The following is a 25,694-nucleotide window of genomic DNA, read 5'->3' as shown; positions in this document are numbered from 1 at the left end:
TCCTCCTAGCAACCATTGTTTACAAAATTCATAGTACCATACTTATTCTGATCACGTTAACAGCCCGCGCCATTTCATTGCTCATCCGCTTCCTTTTCGGCAATTTGGCACCATTCCTCGTAGGTTTTTATGATCTGCAGCGGAGGCTCAACTGTCCAGGGAAGGTACTTTAGCGCGTGGGCCGTATTGAACAAAACGACTTTGTCTGCCGGACGAACAAATCCCTGGTCACACAGCCGGACGAGTCCTGCCAGTACAGCCGCCCCTTCCGGAGATGCCGATATGCCACAGGCTCCGAACATTCGCTGCGCATCGCCGATCTCATCTGCACTTACAGCGATGGCCGTCCCATTTGTCTCCCGTAAAATCGACAGTAACAGACCTCCTGCAGGCGGATGCGGCACTCGCATTCCGGTCGGGCTGGACGTCACTTCTTTTACTCCCGGCGGCTCTTTGGCGCCTGCAGCTATCGCATCGACAAGCGGTTGGCAGCCTGTTTCCTGGACACTGACAAATCGCGGCAATTCATTTTGCACCCAACCCAGCTGACGCAGTTCATGAAATGCCTTCCACATTCCGATTACCCCGGAACCTCCCCCCGTCGGGTAGACGACTACATCGGGAAGCTGCCAGCCAAGCTGTTCGGCCAACTCCAATCCCATTGTTTTCTTCCCTTCCACCCTGCCAGGCTCCCGCAAGGTTGCAACGTTAAACCATCTCTGTTCGTTTTTCCCGGCCTCTGCTATCGCTCCGGCATCATGAATCAATCCGTCTACCTGATAGGTACGGGCACCGTAATACCGGCACTCCTCAACGATCAATCCCGGACAGTCTCTCGGCACAAAAACATATGCCTCCATTTTCGCCCGGGCTGCGTAGGCCGCAAGCGCGGACGCGGCATTGCCGTTGGAAGGGACAGCCACCCGGTGGATTCCTCTCTCCTGCAGAAGCGACACCGCCGCAGAAAAACCGCGTGCTTTAAAACTTCCTGTCGGATTTTGTTCCTCCCGCTTTACCCACAATTCGGCCAGGGGAAGCGATTTTTCCAGCGACTGAAGACGTACGAGCGGGGTACCTCCTTCCCCTAAAGAAACAATGGCATTCCGGTCCCTGACTGGCAGCAGTTCATGATAGCGCCACATTGTAAAAGAACGTGATTTTAGGTCATCTGGCGACAAGGAATTGCCAATCCTCTCCAAGTCGTACTCAACCAAAAGAAGCCCGCCGCATTCACACAGACCCGCCAGATCATCCAGCAAACGTATTTTGTCACAGGCCATACACCGAAGCAAAGGTCGTTCCATTATTCTCCTCCTCGTTCTTCTTTCCTTTTTTGCCAACCGTCCAACGCCTTATCCTTTTTACGATATGAACATAAGCGATTGGCGGCATGGTATGTTTGCCCGGTCTCCGGCGCAAAAACAAAATTTAGCCCTTTGCCCAATGTGACCCCATATCACAAATGCACATATTGTAGTAAGTGTCGAAATAACAACGTGCTTTCCTAACACCAGAGAAGGGAGAGAAACACCTCCATGCAGCGTCTGATGTGCAAAGGCAAGATACACAGGGCTACGGTCACAAAAGCAGAACTGGACTACGTCGGGAGTATTACCATTGATGAACGGCTGATGAGAGAAGCCAACATCCTCCCGTATGAAATGGTTCAGATCACCAGTTTGCGCAATGCTACAAGATGGAAGACATATGCCATACCAGCGATTGCCGGATCGGGCGAAATTTGTCTAAACGGACCGCCGGCACACCTGTTTCAACCCGGTGACACCGTCATTATCCTCAGCATGGGCTTGTTCGGAGAAGAAGAGCTTGCCTCGCTGAAACCCCGGGTGTTATTTGTCGATAAACAAAACAACCTCATCAGAGTAGAGGAGCATAGCACATCTTACGAAGGGATGGATGTGCTATCGGAAGGTTAAACACCGGGAAGTGGGCAAAGTACAATATCCTTTTGCAGGATAAATTGCTTGCCCCGCATTTGCCGGATACGAATCTGTTTCACAAAGAGTCCCTCGCTGATTTTTTAAATAAATACAAGACGGTCGTAATCAAGCCGTCCGGCGGCAGCGGCGGGACCAATCTGATCAAAGTCAGTACTGGTGCAAACGGCCGCTTCATCATCCACGTTGACAACACCGCTTTTACCGCGAATGGCCTCCACGCCCTGCATTCGTATATTCAAAGGCTGAAAAAGAAGGAAAAGGTGTACCTGATACAGCAGTACATTCCCCTGGCTAGAGTGAATAATCGACCCTTTGACATTCGCATCATGGTTCAGCGCAGGCCCAACTCTCCCTGGAGGGTGACAGGCGGACTGGCCAAAGTGGCTGGTCCCGGCTATGTCGTTACCAATGTCAAGCATAGCGGCGGCCGTGTGCTGCCCTTGCAAACTGCAATTAACCAGTCCACCCTGAAACAGCTGGGGAACGAATTTTCTCTGATCAAATTGAGCTGGCTGGCCATTAGAACGGCAAAGCGTTTAAGCGAGGTTTACCCCACCGAGCGGACGATCGGTATCGATATGGGAGTCGACACGAACGGGCAGATCTGGATTATTGAAGCCAACTTCCGCCCTGCTGCATCGCTCTTTCTGAAGCTGAAAAACAAGCAAATGTACCGAAACATTATCACGTACAGGCGCAGGTACGCCCCCTAAATCGAAAAAACCCCTTTGACAAAAAAGGGGTTTTTTCGATTTGGATCTATTTATTCGCGTTTCTTCGACGTTGCTCGAAAAAGGGCGACTATGGTTAAATAGTAATAGTTGGAATATTTAAAAATCCATATCCAAGGAGGAGGCGCATGAGTAGAGGAAAGAAAATGAACACTATAGCAATGCGTTGCCTACTGGCGTTTATCTTGATCATGCAGATAGCTTCTTTGCCTGCTTACGCCGAGGGAGAAGCCACCAGGACTGAAACTCTCGAGGCCAGCATCGGTCAGCTTTTGATAAACCTGGAAAAGGAGGAAAACAGCCGCGGCATCAACGCTGGGATTGCCGTCTACAACCTGACAAAGGACGAGTATCTCTACACCCGCAACCTTAAAAGGGCATTCGTGCCGGCATCCAATCTCAAGCTGTTCACCACAGCAGCTGCTTTGGAAAAATTGGGTCCCGACTTCCAGTTCAAAACCGAGGTGTATGCCGACGGCAGCGTGAACAAAAGCGGCATTCTGAACGGCAACCTGATCGTAAAGGGATACGGGGATCCTTCCCTCTCGATCGAAGATTTGACCGCTATCGCACAAAAGATCAAGGAACAGGGGATCACCCAAATAAATGGCAACCTGCTGCTCGACGAGAGTTACTTCGACGATGTCAGACTAGGCTACGGCTGGATGTGGGACGATGAACTGTACAGCTACAGCGCCCAGCTTAGCGCTCTGGCTGTAAACGAAAATGCAGTGACCGTTGAAGTCGCCCCGGGCAGCGCCGCCGGAAAAGCGCCTGTCGTTACCGTCGTCCCGGCCAACAGCTATGTGCAGATCAAAAACGAGGCGACCACGGTTGACGGCAATGCCAGCGATATCGTCTTTAACCGTCCGCGCGGCCAAAATACGATTACCATCAGCGGAACGATCGGCAAGCAAGCAGCATCCGTCAAAGAAGATTTGGGCTTGGAAGATCCTGCTCTGTTTGTTGGCGATGTCTTCAAGCAGATTTTGCTAGAAAATGGAATTCCACTCAACAAAAAGTCGCGTATAGACAAAGTCACGCTGCAGACGGGAAGCCCGCTGTTGACCCATTATTCAAAACCGCTGCGAGAATTGATTCTTCACTTGAATAAGGAAAGTGACAATTTCTACGCCGAAATGTTGTTGAAAACCATGGGGGCGTTGTGGGAAGACGAAGGCAGTTCCCAAGCGGGAGCACGGATCGTCAGCGAGTTTCTGCTCGAAACGGGAGCCAGCGGGTTTAAACTGGTAGACGGGTCGGGCTTGTCCCGCTTCGACTTGATCACTCCAGATGACATGATCAAGCTGCTCCGCCATGTCGTGCAGCAGGAGTATAGTGATATTTTCATCTCCTCCTTGCCGATTGCCGGAGTGGATGGCACCTTGGGCTCTCGGATGAAAGGGACCCCTGCCGAAAACAACCTGATGGCAAAGACCGGTTCCATGTCCGGCGTCTCTGCCTTGAGCGGAATGGTAACTGCGGGAAATGGAGACGAATTGCTCTTTTCGATTTTGCTGAACGGCGTGTATAAGTCCAGGTACGCCAATGAGTTTCAGGACCATCTGGGAGTGCTCCTGGCTCAGTATCCGGACCTGCCTGACCCGGGTGATCATGAAGCGGAAGACAAGGATTACAAGCTTTCCCACCTGATCGATCCGATCCTGGAAGACGCCAAACTGGACGGGGTCACCACCGGGATTGTGGTAAAATCCCTGGAGCGCGGCGCAGGCGAAGCCGTTCTCTATCAGAGGGACGCCGACAAGCTGCTCACTCCTGCCTCCAATCTGAAACTGTTGACCAGCGCGACAGCACTGCAGCAATTGGGAGAAGCGTATCGCTTTAAAACAGAGGTTTACCTCTCTGCTCCGGTAAACAACGGCGGCATACTGAAAGGCGATGTATTCGTCAAAGGCTACGGCGATCCGACACTGCATACACAGGATAGCTTGCAGGTGCAGGACGGCGTATCTGTCGAACAAATCGTCAAGCTTCTACAGGCTGAGGGAATCAAGCAAATTCACGGGGATATTGTTGTCGACGACAGTTATTTTGACAGCGATCGACTCGGGCTGGGCTGGGCCTGGGATGACGAGAGCTATTACTACAATGCTCAAATCAGCGCGCTTGCCCTCAATCGCGGAACGGTGCGGCTCGATTACAAACCGGCATCAACACCGGGCAAACCTGTCGCCATCGAACTGCTGCCCAAAACGGATTACGTCCAGGTGATCAATGAGGCGGCAACCGTTGACAAAGGAGCGGACAACACCTTTGTGATAGAACGCGAACGGGCCAAGAACATTATCCATGTCAAGGGGAATCTGCCCATCGATGCATCCCCCGACTATGAGCGGATAACCGTGGAAGAACCAGCGCTTTACACCGGGACCGTCCTGAAGGAAAAGCTGGCGGAGGCCGGCATCAAGCTGCAAAAAAACAGCGTGGTGAGAGCGGGAACGGTACCGGAGAACAGCGTGAAAATAGGCGAGTTGGAATCAGAACCGTTGGCCAAGATCGTTCAATACCTGCTGAAGGTAAGCGACAACTTCTACGCGGAATTGTTGACGAAGACCCTGGGAGCCGAGCTGAACGAAGAAGGCAGTACGGAAGCAGGGATTGAGGTCATCCTTGACGATATGGCCCAACTTGGGGTGAACACCACATTCGATATGGTGGACGGCTCGGGTCTCACCCGGTACAACCAGATTTCGTCCAACCAGATTGTCGATTTGCTGGAAGCCTTTACGCAGGAAGCGGAGTTTGAGAGCTTCTATGATGCCCTGCCGATCGCCGGCGTAGATGGTTCATTGAAAAACAGGATGAAGGATACACCGGCAGCAGGGAATGCCCGCGCCAAGACGGGAAGCCTTACCGGTGTGAACAGCTTATCCGGCTACGTCACGACGAAAGACGGGGAAAAGCTCTGCTTCTCCATCGTCATGAACGGAAACATCGGCAGCGCCGGCGATCTGACTGCCATTCAGGATCAAATCGTCGCAGCGCTCGCCGCATACGAGGAATAGGTATACGGCTGTCCCGCGGTCTGGCGTTTTACGATCGCGGGACGGCCCTTTTTGTTCGTTAGCCATTGTTACATGAAATGCTGTGTATAAGGCAACATATGTGATATGACATCTCGGAGAGCGCATGGATATCACGGAACATCCTGGTTCTATGCCGGCAGGAGAGATTTACTTGCAAAAAAGAGAAGAGTCTAATCGAGGAAATGTCAAAGAAATGCATGTCGCCGGGAGGATGTTTTCCCTACTTAGCCAAAACAGATGGCACGGGATCTTTCATATCAATCGCAAACCCCAGTCTCCATGGAGCAAAGCGACAATCGCGTCGTTATCCATTGGAATTCCGTTTGTGATAGGCGGTTTATTGGGTCAAATACATTGGGCGCTTCTTGCCGCCATCGGAGGATACACCTCGCTATATGTACACAATGAAACTTACAAGCAGCGGGCTGTCAAGCTGCTTTGGGTGAATCTTGGGTTGACCGTTTCCTTTGGTCTGGGATTGGTCTCTGCAGCCTCCCCGTGGGCGATGGTGCTGGCTATCGGCGGAGTTAGCGCCGCTGCTACTTTTCTTTGCGGCGTGTTCCGAATTCCGCCTCCTGCCGGTTTTTTCTTTGTCCTCGTCTGCGCTGTTGGGACCGGCCTGCCTGTCGATCTGTCAGCAGCTCCGCTGCGAATGGCTATCGCATTTCTAGGTGGGTGTTTGGCATGGGTCATTGCCATGTTGGGCTGGCTGCTGGATCCCGGTTGCCGTGGGGCGGATAAAAACCAAGTGACGGTTCGAAGTATCCGCCATGAATTTCGCAGCGCCTTTGATCTGCATTCCCCGATAGTAACCGTATCGCTTCGGAACGGGATCGCCGTTCTGTTCGCCACCCTGCTTGCCTTTGCTTTCGGGATAGAGCGGCCGTATTGGGTCCCCCTCTCCTGTGCCAGTGTTCTGCGGGGAGCGACGATGCTTGACGTTGTACACAGAACCATCCAGCGTTCGGTCGGAACGGCTGTGGGCGTGATCTTGGCCGGCGGTATTTTTATCATGCAGCCTTCGATTTGGATGCTGGGGTTGTACGTGATGATCTTGCAATTTGTGACGGAATTGATTATTGTGCGCAACTATGCCTTTGCGGTTATATTCATCACGCCGCTGGCCTTAATCATCGTGGAGACTGGCCGTGCCGATTTGGCCATCTCTACGCTCATTGGGTCCAGGCTGCTTGATACGCTGCTGGGCTGTGCGATCGGCGCCGCTGCTGCACTCTTGTATTGGAAACGTGCCGTACCTGGTGCAAAATAAAAAACCACACGAGTGCTTCCCCGTGTGGATTTCGTATCATTTACATCAGGTATTCCAGTAAAGCGCGGGAGCCCTTTTGTTTGCGCAGACGTTCGATCGTCGTCGCTTCAATCTGGCGAATCCGCTCCCGGGTAAGGCCAAACATCTTGCCGACCTCCTCCAATGTGTGAACCTGATCATCGTACAACCCGTACCTCATCGCAATGATTTCCTGTGCACGGGGATTCAATCTTGCTAACGCCTCCTGAACCAGCATGCGAAGATCGATCTTTTCGATCAAATCTTCCAAAGAGGACTCCCCATCGTCGACAATCTCCGCATAGCTGAGCAGCTCTTCCGCATTTTCTGTTTCCCAGGCATCTTCATAGGGCTGTTCGTCAAACGATTCCATCTTTATCGTCAAGGTATACTCAATGGCATCTACTTTTTCCAATGGGAGTTCAAGCGCTTCCGCCACCTCATGCCGATCAGGGGAACGGCCAAGCTGATGGGCCAGATGGTGGACCTGTTTTTGATACTGACGGATCTGCTCGTGCATATGGACCGGGATGCGGATCAGTCTGCCTTTGTCACTAATGGCCCTGGTGATGGATTGAGAAATCCACCAATGGGAGTAGTGATACAGCCGGACTCCGCGGCGCACATCAAATTTATCAATGGCGGTGAACAGCCCGATCGTTCCCTCCTGAATCAAATCGAGAAACGGCATCCCTTTCTTCAAGTGGCGTAAAGCCGTATTTACTACATACCGCAAGTACGCTTGAACCAAGCGATCACGAGCCTGCAAGTCCTTGTACTGTTGGTACCGGACTATGCATTCGAGTTCTTCTTCTTTGTCTAACATGGGCGTTGCAGCGACGTTTTCCAAAAACAACAAGGCGGAGGTGTCTGTCCAGAGCGATTTAGGTACGACAATCCCTAATTGTTTTTCTACTTCCCGCCAACGACGGGAGCTACCTTGGATCGAGGAGTAGCTGACAGTCATGTGCAACCCTCATTTCATCAGAAAATAAAAATATTCAGTTTTCAATTTATGTAACGTATTTCGACATTTACGAACGCAATTCCTCCCTGTCTACTAAAATTAACAATTGAGGGCAGCGCTTTTTACTGGCTAGACTTCCAATTCCCGGTTATCCAATTGGTTAAACATAAAAGCTATTCACAATAGTAGTGAATAGCTGAAATTTGTCGAAAGTTAATGTTTCACCTCTTCTATGCTGACGACCGGAAAAGCGTGGTCAGGCAAAAGCGGACTGAACGGACGGTCGCGTACATAGGCAACGGCAATCAGGGAAGGGCCGATCATCTTTTTAGGAGCGATCGTCAGCTCCTTTCCTTTTTCATCGGTAAGATGGAAGGTGATATGACCGCCGCTTGGATGGGTTTCCTCGCCCCATTCAGCCTGTTCGATTCGCAAGGAATCACCTGTATATTTTAGTGACAAATGCAAATCCCGCTGCCAATGCCAAAAATCGACGTACTTGGCAGTAAATGCGACGGGATCCGTAGTAATACTGGCGGGAGATGGCAAGAAGAATCCCCCCTCCTGCCGGTAGCCGCCGTTTTCCCTCATCCTGAGTGCAAACCGCTCCAAAGCTTCCTCTTCGATTAACTCAATAATGCCCTCGGTCTTAAGCACAGGATCGACTGCGAAAGTAGCGTTATGATTTGCCAGCTCGAGCAGCGCTTTCACCTCAAGCTTTTTCTGCATGGCCAGATCAGCATCGATCACTGTCATCCCGAAAAGCAAAAACAACAGCGTTGAACTGATCACAAGGATTTTAATACCCGTATGCTTGTCCCCCTACAAGGTCGTAGTCCATCGCGTTGATCGTCCCTAGACGCTCAATTCGGAGCGGTTTTTCAAAACCGGCAAATAGGTTGATTACCTTGGGATACGGCATTTCCAGGGAGAGACGAAATTCGTCGGCATGACTCCACAAAGTCGGATCGGCCCCCTTTGTCCGGACGATCTCTATCGTAATATCGCTGCCTGTCAGTTTGTACGTTTTTCCGTCCAGCTCCGTCTGCACAAAGCTGCGGACGTTCCGGAGGACATCTATGTCGCTCATCCCGCCGTGATTGCTGACAAATTTGGCCGCCGCAAAGCTGAGATCAACCAGCTCGCTTTTCATCTGCATGACAGTATGTACCTGTAAAATGCCGGCAGGGACGCACAACAGCACCAATATACTGACTATGGTTGTGATCAGCTGCCCCATCAGCTTGTACCAAAACGGGTCGCCTGATCCAGCAGCTGATGAAAAAAGTGACTGCAGGCCGTAAGCAGATTGTCAGGTCCGCTGATCAGGACCGATACGGCCAAGGGGACGACGATCACCAGCAAAGCAAGTACGGAAATCAAATTGCTCATACCTTACCACTCCGGATCGAAATATTCTGAAGGACGGCTGCCCGTAAACGTAAAGACCCGCTCTCCTTTAAACAAGTAATGCATCCATTGTGACAACCTGGTCGGACGTATGCCAAGGGAGAGATGTACCAGATCATGTAGCTGTTTTCGGGAACGCAAGGACTCTTCGCGCGGCCAAGTACCGGCAAAGTAATCCCCTTGGGCCGCCTCCCACTCCAATTCGTTCATTTTCTCCTTGTAGTAGCTCTCCAGCTCGGCATCGAGATAGCCGATGTCCTGCATATCATCCAGAAGATCGGTGTAGAATCCCCTGGCGATGGCTCTTTCAAGCGTATACATCTCGACGCACACAACAGCAGCAAAGAGGAAGATGATGACACTCAGACAGGTCAAAAAAACAGGTAATTTCAGCATGAGGCACCACTCTTCATTTAAATGTAAGAGTTAACGCTTTTTGGACGCGCAGCTGCTGTGCCTCTTTGACCATTTCCACAGGCTCCAGTGTCCATATAGAGGCGCACAATAGGCCGGCCATGGCAACGACGATTAAGAGACAAATCAGATGTGTCATCGGCTGCTGTAGGAAGAACCCCTTTGGGTGGTAAAGGTAATTCTCGCGTTATTGGCGTCGTAATCGAGGGATGTAACTGATCTTTTAATGCTTTCTGCCGATTCATTGGCAGACGGGCTCAACTGGTTGCCATAAACACTGACTCCGATTCCCAATACCATGACACAGGCAAGAAAGATGAAAAACATTTTTGACATAACAACTTCACTCCTTAATGATCATTGGTTGATGGAACTGCGTGATGAATCCATGAAACTGCCCTGTCGCGAAGCCCGTCTTCCTTGACAATGGCTTCATTCACAGTGCCCATCGCAGAGACGATAATACCAAGTGTAAATACGAGGGCCATCAAGATGGCAAAAAATTTGGTCATGCCAATCCCTCTCTTTTAGACAAGATACTTTTCCAGTATTTCAATCAGCAGCTTATACCACGGGAACATAGCGACGATCAGGCCGATGTAAAAGGCCGGGTAGACAATGATGCTGTAGCCGATTCCTAGCGATTTGATCTTTTTCCGGTGACGAAAATGCCTTCGATGGTCTACTGCCCACTCCAGCCGCTGCATCGTCACGGCGACCACTTCTGTAGTAAGCTTTTCAACTGTACGCATATTGGATACGAGCAAGGCAGCGTCGTCCGTACCCAGATCTGCCTTAAAGCGCTCCAGAGCCGCAAATCGGTCTTCATTCCACTGCGACAAAGACGGAAGGTGATCTTTTAGCTTGCGGGTAGCTCGAGCTGCTTTGACCATAGCCGAATAGGGCGGCACACTGTTTTCGATCAGGTTGACATAGCGGTTGATAAAACGGGCGATATCAACACTAAGGACTTCCTCGCGGTAACCAGCCCACCACTTCAGCACGAGTAGGGGAAGGAGAAATCCCGCTGCAGGAATCAAACCGATAGCCAGGAGGGAAGCGGCGCTTTTCGGGTGGAACAGCGCCCAGCAAAGCGTCAGGACCAGGAGTCCTGCTCCCAACATCCACTGGATCGCCAACCACTCGGCCTTGCCCCAACCAAAAGGTTGTCCTGCCGTTTTCAGCAGATGATCCCATTTGCTGTCTTCTTGCTTGTTAACTGCTTGTCTCCAGGTATTCCAGAGGGTTGTCGGGAAACGCCGTCGGTTTCTTGCGTCTCTGGATAATGATAGAAACATTCCTAGCAGAAATACTGCTGCGAATACGCCAATCACACCGCAAATGATCAACAGAAGCAAAAAATCCGGCCCCACTTAGCGATTCCTCCTTCCCCATATAAATGCCAGCAAAATGGACAGGCACCAAACGGTAACAGCGAGTGAGAGCAATGCTTGTCCGTCTGCAGTGAAAAAATAGAGGCGATACGCATCCTTTAACAGTAGATGATTATAAGGAATCAGCAGTACGCAAATAAAGATAACGATTAAGAGGCTGATCCAGATACTGTGGATCTCGCTATTCCTCTCCTCCTTTTCATCCTGCTGGATAAACATCTCATTTGTCAGCCGGTTGAGTGCACTTTGAATATCTTTTGTCTCCCCCTCGAACCCGCTGATAATATAAGTGGCAAAGTCGTGTGCCCAGTCGTGATTCAACCTTTCCGCAAACTCTTCCATCGCCTTTATCGAGCTTCCGCCATCTGTCAATTTATTATTGAGCAGGATGAGTTCGGATTGGAGTTCTTTCGGACACTCCTCCATCATTTCACGAAAGGCAATAACGATACTTTTATGACTGCTGTAATGTCGGGCAAACAAATCGACAAACCGGCTAAACGAAGCGATCATTCGATTGACTTTCATCGTATAGCGGGCATATAAAACGAGTGTCGGAAGCAGGAGAAAAAGAAAAAACAGTGAGAGGGAAACGACGACATTGCCTGCAACCAAACCAACGATGAACCCCAGTCCAGCGCCGACCAATGAACACAGAAAATAGTCATCGGGCGTATACCGGCTTTCGGTGACACTGCACCAGATTGAATACTGCCGGTACAAATACCTGCCGTTTTTATCCGCTACCATCTTGTCGCGAAGTAAAGACACGGTCGTTGGATAAAACACCTTGGGAAACGTCCAAAAGCGAACAAGGAATGTCGCTGCCACCATGAATCCAACCAGCAGACAGAGGGCCATGGGCAATAACAGCAGGTGATTCATATGTGTCTCCTGTTTTCAGTAAGGCCAAGACCGCGGAGGATATCCAGGTTTGCCTGTCCCATGTAGCACATGTACTCTACCGTGTCACCGGCCAGTTGCTCTCCGGTCCACTCGTACTCGCCGGTGACTACATTTCGATAAACCAAAGGTAGTGATTCTACCCGCTGCATGAGCTGATTCCACTTGGTAGTATGTATGGCATCGATATAACGGTGTCCGTTATTTCGATACTTCAAGGAATTGATAAAATTAACAGCGCGGCTGATGCGTTCTTGGGTCAATTCGATGCTTCGCCCGCCGTACTGATATACCAGATCGGTCAGATCGTTCAAGGCCTGATGCGGAAACCGCTCATGCAAAGCGGCAATTGTAGCATCTGTTCCGCGAATCCCGGCATTAATGAAATGATGTGCCTCAATCGGCTCGCGAATTTCACCAATCAACACTGTGTTTGCCGTAGAACGATAGACGTCTTTAAAAGAGTTCTCCAGGTCAATTCCGATCTCTTCGACGTTTTGCAACTCCAGAACTTCTCCTGGCCATACATCTCCCAATCGTATTTCATGTTCACTTTCAAAGATGGTGATGAAATCCTTCTGTGGATCTTTTAATTTCAACATGCAGATCATCAATGTTGTCTTACCGGATGCCATCGGACCGATCACCAGTACGTTCCCCCGGCCGAACACCTGTTGTTCGATCAATAATTGAACCTTCTCGTCAAAAGCTGGCAGATCTTGCGTTCGCAGCTGCTCAAGCGAGAAAGAAACGGTAGTAAACCTTCTGACGATCACCGTAGGCACACGTGAATACGGATGAGTGAACATGGTAAGTCTGGCTTTGATCTTGTCCAGATATCCGCTCAGTCTCGGTTTTTTTTCGTTGAACGTCAAACCTGAAGCGTTTGCCAATTTTTGTTGGAGAATTTCAATCTCCTGCCAACTCGGTTTATAGGGGAAAAACTTCTTTACCCCTCTTTCCAGATACGCGACTTGTTTGCCTGCTGAGAGGCGAACCTCCTCCACCCACGGTGATAATTGCAGAACGACGTCGAGAATGCCCCAGCCGTAGGTAGCGTAAGCAATACTCTCGTAACTGTTGGCCCGCGGATAAATTTCGGCTGTGATCGGATGCTGCAATATTTCTTCGAAGTAGTGCTTAAGGCGTAGGATAATATGCCGCTGACTGTCCCTGTCGCCGCTTTCCGCCAAAGTCAAATAGCGCTGCATCTCTATGCGTTCTTGTTTGGAGTTGCCGTAGTAATTCAGGTAGTCGCGAGCTGCTTGTTTGATATCTTCCATTGTTTTTAACTGATTAGCGTTCCATGTTCGAGCCTCGATTCTCATTTACATATCGCTGCTCCTTTCCAACCTGTTATTTCTTCAACAAACGTCTGCAGGCTGCTGATGTAATCTTTTGGCGGAAAGATTTCTTCTACCAGGATACTGTTCGATTGCAGCGAATAAGCAGCTCTGCTCTCCTGCAGGCGACTGACCTTGCCAAATACGGGCGCGCCCGTAACCTCTTTAATCCGCTGCAAGCTGATGCCTTCTTTTGCAAAGTGACTAATGACCAGCTGATGGGACACACCCTTCTTTTGCTGTTTTCCAAACCACCTGGCCGCATTGCTCAGACTAAAAGGGTCTGATCGTACAAACATGAGATGGAAGTCACATTCGCTCTGTAGTCGCTGCATGGCCTCCGTCTCAGGAAAGCAGTATCCCCAATCGATAAACACGAAGTCAAAACGTTTTCGAAAAACAGCTAGAAGTGTCGAAATCTCATAGCTTTCCCATCGACTGGCCCCGCAGGTATAATACAAGTTATTCAGCGTCGGGCTCCGTTTAAATGCGGCAAGCCAATTGCGCTGATCAGCTGCCTGGAGTGTAACCAGATCGGGCCGGTACAGGGAAAGCTGGTGTCCCGAAAGGCCGAAAAAGCCGGTTAAGTCTGGTTTTTCTATATTCATATCGACAACTGCAACGCTCATCCCCGGATGCTGCTTGGCCAATAGAACCGGCAGGTTAATGCAAAATGTAGTCACTCCCGCCGAACCATAGCTGGTCAAGGTGAATACCAACCCTCTATTTTCCTTCCAAGCTTCATTTGCCAAGACATTCACCTTCTTATCGGCAAAACCGAGAATACTGCAGAGTCTGCTGCCAATCTCTTCATACGACAAGCTTGCCGGAAGAACATACGTATGGGGCAAACCCTTAGCCTCAACAATTCTGTTTACCAGTTGTTCGTCTTTATAGACAGGTATAATAACTTTTATCATTTCCGGCGGAAAAGCTTCCGAAAGTGTTGGAAGCCATTCCCAAACGGGCTGATTTACCGACTCGGTAAAAATGACGCACACCTCAGGTTTATAGACAGCGGCGTATAGCAGGCACTCAGTCAAATCCTCTGCGACTACTGTGCTGCACTCGCTCGGCATAAACGCTTTGACGAGAGATCTCATTGGGTAACAGACAACCGCCTTCAACTCTACTCTCCCTCCTTAAGAAGAATATGGCCAATCTGCAGGGCGCCGTAATGCATCGCTTCTGTCAGACGCAAGTATTGCTGGTCGGTTAAATTTAACCCGATATAGGCGGGTACGGATGAGGGTTGCGCCCGATAATCGTGGTAGCGGCGTTCTCCGTCAACAAACTGTCCCGTTTTGGTCCGATTGAAGAAAACATCGTCCATCTCTGTTGCGTTAGGCAGTATTTGCGGCTGCAGCGTATAAATCTCAATCCCATTACTGTCTTTGACGGTAACGAGCTGGCTTTCAAACAGCAGTTCCGCGGCGGGATTGCTCTTTTGAAAATAGGTTGGCGGAGGAAGCAACTCCAACTCTTGGCTCGGTTTGTATCTCACCCAGACTTTGACAAAATCTCCTTTGCGGAGTTCGGTAATCGGGATCATCCAAGTCAGGGGAAATTCATAGCGCGCTTTTCCCTGATCCGGAAGCAAATGCCCATCCAGCAGTTTCTGCTCGATGACTTGCTCCCCCGGGTATATGGGCTGGGTACTTCGTTTTCCAACCACATGGTCAATCGATTGCAAGGATCCGGGCATTACCTCGGTAGCTGCCACCTTCTCCAGCACGAGATCGGCCCTTGTAATAGGTTCAAACGGCTCTATTTTCTTGCCTTGGGCCACTTTTACAATAGGTGTGAACAACTGTTCCTCTGCCAGCACATGAACGTATCTGGTCGCCGCAAAAAAACAAATGCTTGCCAGAATAAAAGAGACAATGCCAATAACAAGTAAAGTTTGTTTTTTCATATACCCCATCCTTACTTAAGCACAAGTAACGGTTGAAACAACTCGCTGTATTCAGGGAACTGCTCAAGCAGCAGCTTCCCAGACGACTGCACAGTACTGACCTTGGCCGGATCAATGAATGGAATAAATGCCGCTATTCTGGATTGCTTCGACCCTGTCCAAAGTGAAAGGGTACCTTCTAATCTTTTTATGATACTGGCCCTATCCAACCCGGCATTCCATTTATTGGCGATCAGATGAATTTTATCGCTGTATTTTTTCGACAAGGGCGGAATTTCCTGAGTTGCGATCAAACATGTAATCCGCGGTAAATCGGTATCCAAGACGAACCACAATTCATCTGCCCACTCCGCGATCAGTATGGCAATCTCCGAATGCCAGTATGAAGACAGATCAATGATCAGAAGATCAGATTCCTTGCTGTTGGCCAGATACCAACTGGCTACTTCCGCCTGCCCCATGGACTCAGTCCGAACGTAAGGGGGTTTCATCTTTACTCGCAAGAGCCCATCTTTAAGCTCAACCAATTTTTCTATTTGATCTGAAGCTGTACTTGGATTCGTCTTGCCTCTTCTTTCACAATCAAGGGCGAAATAGTAGTAAGAGATACGTTCGGGATGCTCGCAAAGAGTGGTGCAAACCCCTCGACTTGCCTGATAAAAAGCATAGTTTGCGGCCAGAAAACTCGCACCTGCTTGTGGAAACAGACTGCAAACCGCGATGACCCGCCGGAACTTCTGCTCGGCTGACGAAGACGCGGGACTGCCGGTAACGGATAATTTATTCTTTAACTCAATCCACTGCCGTTCTTCTTCTTTGGTTTGTGTAAACTGTTTCTTTTCCAGCTCGCGAAAATGATGAAGAAAATGCTGCACGTCCCGAAACATGGATTACATTACCTGAATCGAGCCACTGTTTGCGATATCATCGTCGGATTTGTCGATGTAATTCTTGAATTTCTCAATCATACCCAGGGTGGTCAGCGTATTCCGATGGTAGTAGTAGATTTTCCGCATTCTCTCTTTTTCCCGCTCGGTCAGCCCTGGCTTCATCTCCTGTGCTTTTTCCATTAAAACAGCCAACTCCAAATTGTTCGGCCGTCCCCTTCTCGGCGGTTGGGCAAGCAGATTTTGATGATGTTCGTCGAATGCATCAGGATGCTCGATCAGCCAGGCATCCACTACGGCTTCTATGTCGAGATACGTTCGGATCCCTAACTTGTAAAGGTATTGAAAGTACATGGATGCGGTGCGCTCCTTCCCTCTCCACCGCTCCATGTATTGATCCGGTGAAGTAAGGTACAAGGACATGTCTTTTACTAATTCATCACGTGATTGAGGTTTGTAATGTATGACGATTTCCTTTACCAGTTGAAATAAAAGATCGTGGTAATCTTCTCCCTCTATGTCACATTCGCAATAGGTTGCATACCATTCCTCAACGGCCAGATCGAAATCCTTCCGGCAGTTGGATAACCGCAGTTCAACCAAATGGTCATGGAAAAAATCCAAGTCGTATGCTGCAACAACCTGCTCCTGATATGTGGAAAACACATAGTGGATAAACCCCTGCTTTAACTGCTCTTTTTCAAGCACACCATTGCACTGTTCAAAAAAGCGTCCTACCAACTCACAAGCATTTTTAGCCAACATTTCAAAATACCTCCTAACTTCCTAGCATTTTATTTAAATATTTTGTTTTTTCTATTTTGACATAATATTACATATATTAAAACCGTTTTTTATTTCGACTTCTCTTTCGGGCCTTCGATATAACCGCCCTGCAATACAGGAGAAGCCCGCCTTGCAACCCATTGGTACAAGGCGGCTTTTGGGAGAAACTACTCTGTAAAGAAGTACAATTCTTCTCCCGTCGGCAAGAAAAGAACAATTCTTCCCTTGCGTTGGATGACGGTAGGAGCACTCTCCATCACGATTGCACCGTCATTCATTACAATCCTGTCTCCAAATCGACTGATCGAATCGATTTGGAAAAATCCTTCGGGTATTCCCTTCAACAAGAGACTTTTACCCGGCTTGTGCTTCTGGTAACGAACCTGTCGCCCCAAAAGCATTTCCACCGCAGTGGAATGTACCTGGTGAGCTTCCATTGTTGCCATACGCAACTCCTCCTTCTCTCACCAAAAATTTACGGCCGTTTCATTCGCTTATAAGCAGATGAAACTACTTATACCGTAAAAAATGATAACGCCCTCCGCAAATTTATTTCTTTACTTTTTTTGTAGGAGGATCTCCTTTACGGTTTCTTCTTCCCAGAGAAGAGGATCTGCCAGCTCAGGATACATTTCTGTCACCAAATCAAATGGGGAAAAATAGAGTGAGTCCACCAGGATCTTTAGTTTAAACTTTCGCAGAATGCTATATGCATCTTCCGTTTTGTAAAACAGCCTTGGCAAGTCCTTGTAATCTTTCACTTGCAGCAGTTCTTTCCACATGTGCTCAAAACAAATTTTTGCCCTTTCCTCCCCCTTTACACTCTGAAAATAGTGGAGAGGAAAATGCTTTCGCTTCCCTGCCAGCACCTCCTGGTACACCCATAAAACCTTTTGTGCTTCTGTCGGCCTAGGCAAATACGGGTAGGCATACTCGACGAGATAGTAGACGTCATCAGCCTTCGCTTCAATTGGAGGCTCTATGAATTCGCTGACCAAGTGCAGCTTCAATTCCTTCACGTCTTTCATGCTGAGCTGTTCCCTCGCCTGTTCCGGCGTCCACTGTTTGACCGTTTCGATCGCATACCGCAAGACTAACTGGATTTTTTTCTTTCGAAACTGAATGTTCTCAAATTCATATGGTGAAAAGCGCTTTTGATCCCCGCCCAAGATGCGTTTATATCGCTCGATGATCGAAGTAGGCATAGCTTTCACTCCTGTCATTCGGCTGTTTTACCTTAAAGTACCACGCCGAATTAGGACAAAAATAATAGTAAAAAAGACATGGTTTGATGTTTACTCCGTGAAAGCTGGGTTCCCCGTAGGCGGGCAGATCTTTTGAAAGCAGAAAAAAGATCTTGCAATGGCTACTATTCGGCTGGCACCTAATCGTACAGACCTGATTGAGAGACCCGGCGAAATGACAGCCTGAAGGAGTCCCAGAACAACTGGACTTGTTTCGTTGTCTCGATTGCAACATGATAGATGCCTTGACGATACAGAGAACGAACCTCCCCTTTCTGATGGACTACTGCAACTTCTCCGGATCCTGACTGTAAACCAGCCAGATTCAGACGGTACAACAGTTCCGCCTCTTCACGCGCCCCTCGTACAATATCGGCCTGCAGGGACTGGGCCTCTTCTGTAGTGGCGATCAACAGCTTTTTCTCTCTCCCCTTTTCATCCACTGTTGTCCACTCTCCGGCTGCTCTTGCCCCTTTGCTAATCAAGTCAGCTGTTTGCTGCGTTTTCATTTTCGCCAGATCTACCTGTTCGATAAACAACAGCAGTGATAGAAACCCGGCGATACATAAAAAGAAGAAGAGCGAGGAAAGCAAAGCTGAACCGCGCTCTTCTTTCATTACGTCACGTAACGTTCTGTTCAACTCAGTCCCCCTCCGCATTTTCTATCATCATGTGATAGGATTCTGTTACTTCGTATTTTCCGCCAGAGGCTGGGAGAGTGAAATGGAGAGTCGCCCTCGCCTCAAAATGGCTGCCCTTGCGCCATCTGCCCTCGGGTGAGATACGAATCTCCCTTAGTTCAGCCCCAATCGCTTGATCCAGCTCCTCCATACCGCGCAGCTGGCCGTGGTAGCTGGCTAGTCCTGCGTTGGGCTGAACACAAGCAATTCGTCCAGCCTCGTAGGCCGCCGCCAACGCTTTTTGCTTGTTGAACATGATGGCAAATTGATCAAAAGAAAACATCAGCAAGACCCAAAGTAACGGAAAGACAAAGATAAACTCCAGAAGCTGACTTCCGCTTTCTTCCTTCCAGAAACTTCTAACCTTGCCAAATCGCATTTGCCTGCTCCTCCAACAAATAAACAACGTAAGACGCAAACAGATAAATAGCAAAGGGCAAAGCCAGAGCAGTGGTCTTGCGGGTCGGCAGCCAGACTTCCCGATGACCTGTCCACCCGGCCGCCAACACCCGCAAATTCCGAAAGGCGGCAGCACATTTCCTCGGATTAACCACCAAAGCCGTTAAACAAACGAAGATGGAGTAGGTGAACAGCTTGTACGTCCCGGCAGCCCCAATCCAAACACCTACGGCCATTAACAGCTTTTGGTCACCCATCCCCATTCCACGGCAGAGAACTGGCAGCAGAGTAAGGGCAAACCCGCAGCTCAACCCGCCGACAGCCATCCATATTTCTCCGCAAAGCAGCTGGTAGGCTAATCCGATGATAAAAAAAGTCACCAGAATAACGTTCGGAATCTTCCGATAACTAATGTCCCAAATAGCAGCCAGCCCAAGCAGCGTAAATACGGCAACAGCCGTCATTTTCATTTGCTGATCTTGTCTTTTAGCTCTTTCAGCTTATCGTCTTCCGCAGAACCCAACTCCCCTAAGGTTGGAATAATGAGAATTAATATGACGGCGATGATAATCACCATCTCAACAATCGTCACACCGTCCTCTTCCTTCACAAACCTCCCGGCGTAAGCTTGTACCGCTTTCATCAGCACCATCTCCTTTTCTTTTGCTTATCTCTACTCTGACAAAAGACAGTACCTCGCGCAAAATTATTTGCCGACTTGATAACCATTCACCGCTATAAATGCTGCCTGATTCCGATAAACGACGGCCCCATTACCAGGAACAGCAGCGGGATCCCCATAAATACGATCAAAAAAGGCAGCAGCCGGATATTTAGACGGTTGGCAAAAGTGGTCGCTTCATCCTCCTGGAAACGCAATTGCTCCTCAATGTGGTGGGTAAGCAGGCTGGATATGCCGGAACCTTTGGTCAGAGCGTCATTGATGTCTGAGATGACTGCCATCAAGCTGTCTACATCCCAAAGATATGCCATCTCCTCTAGTGCTTTGCGCCAATTGCCGAAGCGTTTTTCCTGTACTTCCAGTAAAGCAAACTCCCTGCCTAGTCTCCCGGTCGACCGCCTTGCCGTTGCCCGAATGGCTGAGTGAATCGGCATACCTGCCTCAACCAAGGCTTGGACAATTCCAAAAAAGACGGGAATCTGTTCCCGTATCTCTTGCTGTGCACGTTTGTCATAATGATCGATGATCCAGGTCGGAAGAAAAAACAACAACAATGCAGGTATGAGTGAGACAAGCTGGATTTCCCCGGATACGCTGCCTCCAAAACCGGGGCCGGCTATCATCAGTAAACTAGCCAGCAGACAGGCAGCCCCAATCAACCGGACGTAGAGAATTTCTTCAATCGATACCGGCCAGCGCAGGCGAGCCAGACTTCTCGACAGTTTTTCCTGGTCCAGCCCGACGATACCGGCTAACTGCCCGGCCAACTGCCGATTCACCATAAGGCGCCTTAGCCCAGGTAAGGAAAAGCTCCTTTTTCTAGATTGAAAAGCTGCTTGGAAGCGATGATTTTGCTCGGAATCAATTCTTGCGTAGATATCTGTCGGCTTTTCACCAAGGGGAAGAAGACAATAGGGGAGAAGCAGCAGGAAAACAGCCAGGCCGATTCCTAATCCGAAGATCATAATTCCTTACCTCCTCCGAGCAGAGGGCGAAGGGCGACATAACGGATGATTTCGCCGCCTGTAAGAATCGCCAGAAATGCCCCCAGCATCAAGGCCCGCCCTTCAAAATCAGCCGTAAGCGGATCAAAGTGATGAGGGTTGTTCACCAACAAGCTGATCACGAAGACGAACGGCATAACGCTAAGCAGATTGACTTGGGCGAGAATTTGGGACATGGCCGCACGCTGCCTTCTCAGAATTTGCCGTCTCCGTAAAATAGAAGAGGCAGCCGAATCCACGGTTTTCGCCAGATTCCCCCCCAAATCCCGCTGGATGAGCACGATCGAGGCCAAGTGCAGGACGTCAGCCGAACCAGTCTGTCGATACAGCATCTGCAAGGCGGTTTCCAGCGGAATTCCTCCTCTCAGCAGTTCGACAGCCCGTCTGTATTCGGCGCGGACCACCTCTCCCACAAACGGACTGTCGGCTACCTGCTCAAACGCATGCAGATAGGATGGGTTTGCCCGCAGCGCTCCGGCCATGATCCGCAGAGCCCGAACGTTCCCCTCCTCAAACCGGCTGCTTCGATTCGCCATCTTCACCCGCAAAAAGCGCTCGCTAAATAAAATACCCACGAGCAGTGCCGGCAACCCCAGCCACCACGAGTGCAGGACAAAGCTGCAAAGGAAATAGCTTATTCCTCCAGTAATCCCTGAAAGTGCTATATACTGTACAGCGCTAAAGCGAATTTTCGCCCGCTCCAACCTTTCCTGCAGCTTGTCCAGCAGATTCTTCTTCCCTTTCATAAATTGACGGCCAACGATATGGCTTTCCCCGTTAAACGGTATTCCGGCTCTCACAAACGGATAAAACAACACAACGACAAAAAAACCGGCTGCGACTGACATGCAGAGGGCCAATGCCATAACTTCCTCCCTTACCTGTTTACAGGAGTGGAAAAAAAGACTTGATCAATCTCTTCCTTCGTCAACCCTTTCGCCAACCACTTGCGAATTATCCGCTCCGGTTTGTAGCCCGTCCATTTAAATTGGCCTACCACCTTCCCGTTGACCAATCCGGTTGGCTCATAGACGTATATATCCTGCAGGTAAACCCGACCCGGGATGACCTGTTTTACATTGCAGGCCCGGCGAATCCATTCCTCATGCGATTCCCCTGTTCCCACTACTTCTGTAATGGCGACGACTTTACGGCTCCCGTCCTCCTCAAACCGCTTTACCTGGACGATCAAATCAAGCGCCGATCCAATCATCAGATTGCGTTCTGCAGAACTGTAAGATTCGTTCGCTTTCCCGAACAAGATAGGCAGAGTAGAATCGATTAAGCCGCGGGGGGAATTGGCGTGGGCCGTACTCCAGCTCCCCGGGTGATCGGTATTCATCGCCCACAATATGTCCACGATCTCCCCGCCCCTCGTCTCCCCGACGACGATTACATCGGGCCGTTTTCTCAGTGACAGACGGACACAATCCTGGATGGAAAATCCCCCCTTCCCCTCGTGATTGGGAGGTTTGGCAAGAAAGCGCCGGACGTAGGGATGACGAAAATTCATTTCCAATACATCTTCAATCGTAATGATGCTCAAAAGGTCAGGAATGTAATTGGAGAGCAGATTAAGCAGATGTGTTTTGCCAGAACCAGTTCCGCCGCTCACGATCCCGGAAGTCCGGGAGAGTCCAATCGACCATTTTAAAAACTGCAGCATCGGCTCGCAAATAGAGCCAAAGCGTAAATACTCTTCTTCGGACAGCAGGTCGCGATGTTTGCGGATCGTCAGCATGTGCCCGTCCGGCGAGATGGAGCGATGAGTGGCGGCGATCCGCGATCCCTCCGGCAACTGGGTGTTCAGCTCTGCTCTGGTTTCATTAAACTCGCGGCCCATAGTAGCAGCGATTTGCTCAATCAACCGCAGCAAGTGTTCCTCGTCTCGAAAAATCCTCGTCTGAAGCGGATCCAGCTTCCCGGTGCTCTTTCTTTCCACCACCACCCAATCATGCCGATGTACAAGGATTTCCGTAATATCGGGATCGTTGAGCAAGGGATCAAGCGGCCCCCAGCCGGTCAAATCCTGGACTAACTTCTGCACCTCCATGTCCATTTGGCTGCTTGTTAAAGGCGTCTTCATCTCCAGAAGCAGGCGGATATCTCTGATCAATTCGTCCATATACTCCTTGTTGTCCTTATCTTCCCACAGCCTTTGGCCATGCTTTTCCACGATGTTCATCTTTACTTCGGCAAGCAAACCTGGCGCCAACTGAGGGGCTGTCTGGCTTTGTGGAGCATCTTGCAGCCATTCGGCCGATTTTTGCTGGGCACGCGTGTAATTGGATTGACGAATATCACTGATGTGCATATGATTGGCCGGCAGATTTAAACCGAGCAGCCTTTTGCGGTCAAAATTCATGTGACCCCGCTCCTTTTCCGAAATAGTCTGGACAAAAGTGAACCGGTTTTTTTGTTCTGTTCACCTGAGCGATGCTCCTCTCCTGATGGAGTGACCGGTACCAGCGACTGGGCCAGGCTGATCAAGGCTTCTTTGGCTGCAGATCGGCCGTTGCTGAGCATGAGCGGCACCCCGGAATTAATCGACCGCTTCACCAGGTCATCATCAGGAACAGAGAAGATTGTCTTGCTTGGATGGAGCTGAAAGTAGGCCCGCATCTCTTCCAATGTAAACATTTCGCGTCGCGACAGGCGGTTGATGCAAATCTGTATCCGCTCTTCCGGGTATTCCGCCTCCCGCAGCAGCTTGAGCATGCGCTGAATGTTTTCGATCGCATCGATGACAGGATTGCCCACCATGACCACCTGTTCGGCAAAGAACAGCGCCTGGATCGTGGCATCGGTCGTATCCGGGGCTGTATCCAGCAAAATCACATCGTACTCGCTCTGCTTCAAAGCCTGCAAAATGAGATACAGGTGATAATCCTTGATGTCAAAGCTCTGCCGGATCTCCCGCGGTGAGGTCAGCACATGCAGGCCTGTCGCCTGATGGACGACGACGTATTTTTGTATCTCATCGGCAGGGAGAGCCAATGACATGCTGTATTCCTGCCACTGGGCATGGCTGACCGCTGCCGGGTCACATCCCTCTCTCTGGGCTAACCCGGACAGCTGCTCGTCAATCGCCTCGACCCACGTAAACAGGTTGGGCGTACGGGGCAGGTTCAGGGAAGTGGCGATCGTGCCCAAGTCCAGATTGAAGTCGACGGCGAGTACCTTTAATGGCTGCCCATCCACTGTTTGGCTCTGCCAATAGACGGCCAATTCCCTGGATACGAACGTTTTTCCTACTCCGCCTTTCGGTCCGTACACGGTGATAAAATGCTTTGTTCGATTTGCTTTGGCAGGTTGAACCGGACCCTGCCCGCTTTGCCGAGGAAGGGTCAGTTCAGCAGGAGTCGGACTATTCATCGGAAACTGTGTCACCAACACCTCGAGCTGGGAAACCTGCAGGGGTTTTGCCAAAACCAACACACCCAGACTCCGTAAAAACGGCTCCCACTGCCATTCCCTTTCCGGGCAGACGGCAATACAGACAACCTGTGGAAAGTAAAAGCGAATCTGCTGACAGATCATGCCAGGCTCCGAATCCCTCGTGTATCCAACGACAACTGCATCCGGTTGAAGGGCCTGGACTAGCTGCAGAACCTCCGCTGCCCGGCATGTATCACCGCATAACTGGATGTACGGGCTGTCAGCCAACTTTTGCTTTACCTCTTGAACCACTGCCGCGTCCTCCTCCACAATGATCAGACGCTTTTTTACCACATTCATCTTCTCTCCTCCCCCGTGTCACTCCATCGCTTCTTCGTCTTCAGCAGAGCGGACGCAAATGCGTGATCGCCGATACCCGGTCCCTTCTCCTCCAAACGCGATGCTTCTGCCAGGTGAATTTTCCCGTAGTGCAGGGCATGCGTCAAAAGCACGGCCTGATCCAGCGTAAGGCCGATTGTCACGGCTGCCAGTTGGGGAATTTGCCCATCCATTTCCCGCTGAATCGAAAGGATCGGCATTTCCCGCAGCAACAGCCCGGAATGCGCCCCGTCCTGATCCTCAAAAGAAGCGTAGATGTGAACCTTGCTGCCCACCGGCAAATACGGAGTAATACCGACGATATTGTCGACCGGGATACTCATCCCGGTCATATTCGCCTGCAGTATGCCGTTGCTGCCGCCTTCCCCTTGCCGATCCAGATCGCCCGACAACAGCGGTTCACCGCCAGTAACCCGGTGTGCCAGCGGCGTGCCCAGGTAATACTCCGCATCCGTCCAAGGCAGCAGACCCGGTACCGGTAAACGATCGTCAGAAAAGAACCGGTTGATCGGCAGGACCGCTTTTTCGATCTGGTCTGCCTTAAGCGGCGTTCCGCCCTCCGCGACTACACCTTCGCGAACTTTTATGTAGGAAAACATCTCTGGTTTCATCAGGTGATACGTACCGTACGCCAGCGTCCCGGCAAGCAGAAGTACCGCTGCCAACCGGACAGGGTGTATTGCCTGCCACTTGTGCGCCATCCGCCATCCTCCCCTCCGCTTTCCCTGGCCACTATCGTAACCCGCCCTTATAGGACAAAAAAAATAACCAAAATAGAAAATTCAAAAAACTAGTTACTTGCGGTATAATAGACATGACAATTAATAGTTTCGACTTTGCGCTTATGTTGTGTCCGATACTG

At 50.1% G+C, this 25,694-nt stretch carries 30 protein-coding genes; 4 read left to right on the top strand and 26 right to left on the bottom strand.

Features of this window, described 5'->3' with window-relative positions; translation table 11 throughout:
• Nucleotides 1-74: 74 nt before the first annotated feature.
• The gene (locus ACI7RC_RS23625; RefSeq protein ID WP_408110640.1) at nucleotides 75-1,304 is read right to left on the bottom strand and encodes a threonine synthase; all 1,230 of its coding nucleotides are present in this window, start codon (nucleotides 1,302-1,304) and stop codon (nucleotides 75-77) included.
• A 231-nt stretch (nucleotides 1,305-1,535) separates the two neighbouring features.
• Between ACI7RC_RS23625 and panD the strand changes: the two genes are divergently transcribed.
• From panD to ACI7RC_RS23605, 4 genes are all read left to right on the top strand, one after another.
• Entirely contained in the window at nucleotides 1,536-1,937 is a 402-nt protein-coding gene (gene panD, locus ACI7RC_RS23620; RefSeq protein WP_408110639.1) for an aspartate 1-decarboxylase, read from the top strand.
• Entirely contained in the window at nucleotides 1,901-2,674 is a 774-nt protein-coding gene (locus tag ACI7RC_RS23615; RefSeq protein ID WP_408110654.1) for a YheC/YheD family protein, read from the top strand. The genes panD and ACI7RC_RS23615 overlap by 37 nt, the downstream gene beginning before the upstream one ends.
• Nucleotides 2,675-2,820: 146 nt before the next feature.
• Nucleotides 2,821-5,718, top strand: coding sequence for a D-alanyl-D-alanine carboxypeptidase/D-alanyl-D-alanine endopeptidase (gene dacB, locus ACI7RC_RS23610; protein WP_408110638.1), 2,898 nt, complete (start codon nucleotides 2,821-2,823; stop codon nucleotides 5,716-5,718).
• 172 nt (nucleotides 5,719-5,890) lie between these two features.
• Nucleotides 5,891-7,009, top strand: coding sequence for an FUSC family protein (locus ACI7RC_RS23605; RefSeq protein ID WP_408110637.1), 1,119 nt, complete (start codon nucleotides 5,891-5,893; stop codon nucleotides 7,007-7,009).
• Between the two features lie 40 nt (nucleotides 7,010-7,049).
• Here the strand turns inward: ACI7RC_RS23605 and ACI7RC_RS23600 are convergent, their stop codons facing one another.
• The 25 genes from ACI7RC_RS23600 to ACI7RC_RS23480 form a co-directional block, all read right to left on the bottom strand.
• Complete coding sequence (locus ACI7RC_RS23600) at nucleotides 7,050-7,994, bottom strand: sigma-70 family RNA polymerase sigma factor (RefSeq protein ID WP_408110636.1); 945 nt, start codon at nucleotides 7,992-7,994, stop codon at nucleotides 7,050-7,052.
• 213 nt (nucleotides 7,995-8,207) lie between these two features.
• Nucleotides 8,208-8,786: a hypothetical protein gene (locus ACI7RC_RS23595; RefSeq protein ID WP_408110635.1), complete on the bottom strand. Its 579-nt coding sequence runs from the start codon at nucleotides 8,784-8,786 to the stop codon at nucleotides 8,208-8,210.
• Nucleotides 8,787-8,793: 7 nt separating this feature from the next.
• Nucleotides 8,794-9,234 carry a hypothetical protein gene (locus ACI7RC_RS23590; protein ID WP_408110634.1) on the bottom strand — a complete coding sequence of 147 codons (441 nt, stop codon included), beginning with the start codon at nucleotides 9,232-9,234 and terminating at the stop codon, nucleotides 8,794-8,796.
• Nucleotides 9,234-9,386, bottom strand: a complete 153-nt coding sequence (locus tag ACI7RC_RS23585; RefSeq protein WP_408110633.1) for a hypothetical protein — start codon at nucleotides 9,384-9,386, stop codon at nucleotides 9,234-9,236. The genes ACI7RC_RS23590 and ACI7RC_RS23585 overlap by 1 nt, the downstream gene beginning before the upstream one ends.
• A 3-nt stretch (nucleotides 9,387-9,389) precedes the next feature.
• Entirely contained in the window at nucleotides 9,390-9,800 is a 411-nt protein-coding gene (locus ACI7RC_RS23580) for a hypothetical protein (protein WP_408110632.1), read from the bottom strand.
• A gap of 153 nt (nucleotides 9,801-9,953) precedes the next feature.
• Entirely contained in the window at nucleotides 9,954-10,154 is a 201-nt protein-coding gene (locus tag ACI7RC_RS23575; RefSeq protein WP_408110631.1) for a hypothetical protein, read from the bottom strand.
• Between the two features lie 14 nt (nucleotides 10,155-10,168).
• A complete protein-coding gene (locus ACI7RC_RS23570; protein ID WP_408110630.1) occupies nucleotides 10,169-10,330 on the bottom strand; it encodes a hypothetical protein in 162 nt (53 codons plus the stop codon).
• Nucleotides 10,331-10,345: 15 nt separating this feature from the next.
• Nucleotides 10,346-11,191 (bottom strand): hypothetical protein, encoded by an 846-nt coding sequence (locus tag ACI7RC_RS23565; protein ID WP_408110629.1) that lies wholly within the window; start codon nucleotides 11,189-11,191, stop codon nucleotides 10,346-10,348.
• On the bottom strand, nucleotides 11,192-12,097 hold the full coding sequence (locus tag ACI7RC_RS23560) for a type II secretion system F family protein (protein ID WP_408110628.1): 906 nt from the start codon (nucleotides 12,095-12,097) through the stop codon (nucleotides 11,192-11,194).
• Nucleotides 12,094-13,443: an ATPase, T2SS/T4P/T4SS family gene (locus tag ACI7RC_RS23555; protein WP_408110627.1), complete on the bottom strand. Its 1,350-nt coding sequence runs from the start codon at nucleotides 13,441-13,443 to the stop codon at nucleotides 12,094-12,096. Before ACI7RC_RS23555 ends, ACI7RC_RS23560 begins: the two co-directional genes overlap by 4 nt.
• Nucleotides 13,440-14,585 (bottom strand): CpaE/TadZ family protein, encoded by a 1,146-nt coding sequence (locus tag ACI7RC_RS23550; protein ID WP_408110626.1) that lies wholly within the window; start codon nucleotides 14,583-14,585, stop codon nucleotides 13,440-13,442. The genes ACI7RC_RS23555 and ACI7RC_RS23550 overlap by 4 nt, the downstream gene beginning before the upstream one ends.
• Nucleotides 14,586-14,587: 2 nt before the next feature.
• The gene (locus tag ACI7RC_RS23545; RefSeq protein WP_408110625.1) at nucleotides 14,588-15,373 is read right to left on the bottom strand and encodes an SAF domain-containing protein; all 786 of its coding nucleotides are present in this window, start codon (nucleotides 15,371-15,373) and stop codon (nucleotides 14,588-14,590) included.
• A gap of 11 nt (nucleotides 15,374-15,384) precedes the next feature.
• Entirely contained in the window at nucleotides 15,385-16,260 is an 876-nt protein-coding gene (locus ACI7RC_RS23540) for a P-loop NTPase family protein (RefSeq protein ID WP_408110624.1), read from the bottom strand.
• Between the two features lie 3 nt (nucleotides 16,261-16,263).
• A complete protein-coding gene (locus ACI7RC_RS23535) occupies nucleotides 16,264-17,025 on the bottom strand; it encodes a hypothetical protein (protein WP_408110623.1) in 762 nt (253 codons plus the stop codon).
• Between the two features lie 188 nt (nucleotides 17,026-17,213).
• Nucleotides 17,214-17,492 carry a hypothetical protein gene (locus ACI7RC_RS23530; protein WP_408110622.1) on the bottom strand — a complete coding sequence of 93 codons (279 nt, stop codon included), beginning with the start codon at nucleotides 17,490-17,492 and terminating at the stop codon, nucleotides 17,214-17,216.
• A 111-nt stretch (nucleotides 17,493-17,603) separates the two neighbouring features.
• Entirely contained in the window at nucleotides 17,604-18,251 is a 648-nt protein-coding gene (locus ACI7RC_RS23525) for a DUF4046 domain-containing protein (RefSeq protein WP_408110621.1), read from the bottom strand.
• A gap of 179 nt (nucleotides 18,252-18,430) precedes the next feature.
• Nucleotides 18,431-18,931, bottom strand: a complete 501-nt coding sequence (locus ACI7RC_RS23520; RefSeq protein WP_408110620.1) for a hypothetical protein — start codon at nucleotides 18,929-18,931, stop codon at nucleotides 18,431-18,433.
• 1 nt (nucleotide 18,932) lies between these two features.
• Nucleotides 18,933-19,349 (bottom strand): TadE/TadG family type IV pilus assembly protein, encoded by a 417-nt coding sequence (locus ACI7RC_RS23515; protein ID WP_408110619.1) that lies wholly within the window; start codon nucleotides 19,347-19,349, stop codon nucleotides 18,933-18,935.
• Nucleotides 19,330-19,839, bottom strand: a complete 510-nt coding sequence (locus ACI7RC_RS23510) for an A24 family peptidase (RefSeq protein WP_408110618.1) — start codon at nucleotides 19,837-19,839, stop codon at nucleotides 19,330-19,332. Before ACI7RC_RS23510 ends, ACI7RC_RS23515 begins: the two co-directional genes overlap by 20 nt.
• Nucleotides 19,836-20,012, bottom strand: coding sequence for a pilus assembly protein (locus ACI7RC_RS23505; protein WP_408110617.1), 177 nt, complete (start codon nucleotides 20,010-20,012; stop codon nucleotides 19,836-19,838). The genes ACI7RC_RS23510 and ACI7RC_RS23505 overlap by 4 nt, the downstream gene beginning before the upstream one ends.
• Nucleotides 20,013-20,104: 92 nt before the next feature.
• Nucleotides 20,105-21,016 (bottom strand): type II secretion system F family protein, encoded by a 912-nt coding sequence (locus tag ACI7RC_RS23500; RefSeq protein WP_408110616.1) that lies wholly within the window; start codon nucleotides 21,014-21,016, stop codon nucleotides 20,105-20,107.
• On the bottom strand, nucleotides 21,013-21,921 hold the full coding sequence (locus tag ACI7RC_RS23495) for a type II secretion system F family protein (RefSeq protein WP_408110615.1): 909 nt from the start codon (nucleotides 21,919-21,921) through the stop codon (nucleotides 21,013-21,015). The genes ACI7RC_RS23500 and ACI7RC_RS23495 overlap by 4 nt, the downstream gene beginning before the upstream one ends.
• Before the next feature lie 11 nt (nucleotides 21,922-21,932).
• Nucleotides 21,933-23,420, bottom strand: a complete 1,488-nt coding sequence (locus tag ACI7RC_RS23490) for a TadA family conjugal transfer-associated ATPase (RefSeq protein WP_408110614.1) — start codon at nucleotides 23,418-23,420, stop codon at nucleotides 21,933-21,935.
• Nucleotides 23,417-24,793: a CpaE/TadZ family protein gene (locus tag ACI7RC_RS23485; RefSeq protein ID WP_408110613.1), complete on the bottom strand. Its 1,377-nt coding sequence runs from the start codon at nucleotides 24,791-24,793 to the stop codon at nucleotides 23,417-23,419. The genes ACI7RC_RS23490 and ACI7RC_RS23485 overlap by 4 nt, the downstream gene beginning before the upstream one ends.
• On the bottom strand, nucleotides 24,790-25,533 hold the full coding sequence (locus ACI7RC_RS23480; protein ID WP_408110612.1) for a CpaB family protein: 744 nt from the start codon (nucleotides 25,531-25,533) through the stop codon (nucleotides 24,790-24,792). The genes ACI7RC_RS23485 and ACI7RC_RS23480 overlap by 4 nt, the downstream gene beginning before the upstream one ends.
• Between the last annotated feature and the right edge of the window lie 161 nt (nucleotides 25,534-25,694).

It is taken from the genome of Brevibacillus sp. B_LB10_24, from assembly GCF_046036945.1.
Taxonomy (GTDB): domain Bacteria; phylum Bacillota; class Bacilli; order Brevibacillales; family Brevibacillaceae; genus Brevibacillus_C.
Note: the sequence above shows the minus strand (reverse complement) of the source record. Positions and strands in the feature narration are given on the sequence as shown.

What these genes read in the sequence shown, in the direction of transcription:
- ACI7RC_RS23580 (WP_408110632.1), bottom strand. Translation starts at nt 9,800, where the DNA reads ATGCTGAAATTACCTGTTTTTTTGACCTGTCTGAGTGTCATCATCTTC.
- ACI7RC_RS23480 (WP_408110612.1), bottom strand. Translation starts at nt 25,533, where the DNA reads ATGGCGCACAAGTGGCAGGCAATACACCCTGTCCGGTTGGCAGCGGTA.
- ACI7RC_RS23590 (WP_408110634.1), bottom strand. Translation starts at nt 9,234, where the DNA reads ATGGGGCAGCTGATCACAACCATAGTCAGTATATTGGTGCTGTTGTGC.
- ACI7RC_RS23505 (WP_408110617.1), bottom strand. Translation starts at nt 20,012, where the DNA reads ATGAAAGCGGTACAAGCTTACGCCGGGAGGTTTGTGAAGGAAGAGGAC.
- ACI7RC_RS23560 (WP_408110628.1), bottom strand. Translation starts at nt 12,097, where the DNA reads ATGAATCACCTGCTGTTATTGCCCATGGCCCTCTGTCTGCTGGTTGGA.
- ACI7RC_RS23485 (WP_408110613.1), bottom strand. Translation starts at nt 24,793, where the DNA reads ATGAATGTGGTAAAAAAGCGTCTGATCATTGTGGAGGAGGACGCGGCA.
- ACI7RC_RS23490 (WP_408110614.1), bottom strand. Translation starts at nt 23,420, where the DNA reads ATGAATTTTGACCGCAAAAGGCTGCTCGGTTTAAATCTGCCGGCCAAT.
- ACI7RC_RS23530 (WP_408110622.1), bottom strand. Translation starts at nt 17,492, where the DNA reads ATGGCAACAATGGAAGCTCACCAGGTACATTCCACTGCGGTGGAAATG.
- ACI7RC_RS23510 (WP_408110618.1), bottom strand. Translation starts at nt 19,839, where the DNA reads ATGAAAATGACGGCTGTTGCCGTATTTACGCTGCTTGGGCTGGCTGCT.
- ACI7RC_RS23625 (WP_408110640.1), bottom strand. Translation starts at nt 1,304, where the DNA reads ATGGAACGACCTTTGCTTCGGTGTATGGCCTGTGACAAAATACGTTTG.
- ACI7RC_RS23585 (WP_408110633.1), bottom strand. Translation starts at nt 9,386, where the DNA reads ATGAGCAATTTGATTTCCGTACTTGCTTTGCTGGTGATCGTCGTCCCC.
- ACI7RC_RS23495 (WP_408110615.1), bottom strand. Translation starts at nt 21,921, where the DNA reads ATGGCATTGGCCCTCTGCATGTCAGTCGCAGCCGGTTTTTTTGTCGTT.
- ACI7RC_RS23525 (WP_408110621.1), bottom strand. Translation starts at nt 18,251, where the DNA reads ATGCCTACTTCGATCATCGAGCGATATAAACGCATCTTGGGCGGGGAT.
- ACI7RC_RS23600 (WP_408110636.1), bottom strand. Translation starts at nt 7,994, where the DNA reads ATGACTGTCAGCTACTCCTCGATCCAAGGTAGCTCCCGTCGTTGGCGG.
- ACI7RC_RS23535 (WP_408110623.1), bottom strand. Translation starts at nt 17,025, where the DNA reads ATGTTGGCTAAAAATGCTTGTGAGTTGGTAGGACGCTTTTTTGAACAG.
- ACI7RC_RS23545 (WP_408110625.1), bottom strand. Translation starts at nt 15,373, where the DNA reads ATGAAAAAACAAACTTTACTTGTTATTGGCATTGTCTCTTTTATTCTG.
- ACI7RC_RS23555 (WP_408110627.1), bottom strand. Translation starts at nt 13,443, where the DNA reads ATGAGAATCGAGGCTCGAACATGGAACGCTAATCAGTTAAAAACAATG.
- dacB (WP_408110638.1), top strand. Translation starts at nt 2,821, where the DNA reads ATGAGTAGAGGAAAGAAAATGAACACTATAGCAATGCGTTGCCTACTG.
- ACI7RC_RS23515 (WP_408110619.1), bottom strand. Translation starts at nt 19,349, where the DNA reads ATGCGATTTGGCAAGGTTAGAAGTTTCTGGAAGGAAGAAAGCGGAAGT.
- panD (WP_408110639.1), top strand. Translation starts at nt 1,536, where the DNA reads ATGCAGCGTCTGATGTGCAAAGGCAAGATACACAGGGCTACGGTCACA.
- ACI7RC_RS23575 (WP_408110631.1), bottom strand. Translation starts at nt 10,154, where the DNA reads ATGTCAAAAATGTTTTTCATCTTTCTTGCCTGTGTCATGGTATTGGGA.
- ACI7RC_RS23570 (WP_408110630.1), bottom strand. Translation starts at nt 10,330, where the DNA reads ATGACCAAATTTTTTGCCATCTTGATGGCCCTCGTATTTACACTTGGT.
- ACI7RC_RS23500 (WP_408110616.1), bottom strand. Translation starts at nt 21,016, where the DNA reads ATGATCTTCGGATTAGGAATCGGCCTGGCTGTTTTCCTGCTGCTTCTC.
- ACI7RC_RS23540 (WP_408110624.1), bottom strand. Translation starts at nt 16,260, where the DNA reads ATGTTTCGGGACGTGCAGCATTTTCTTCATCATTTTCGCGAGCTGGAA.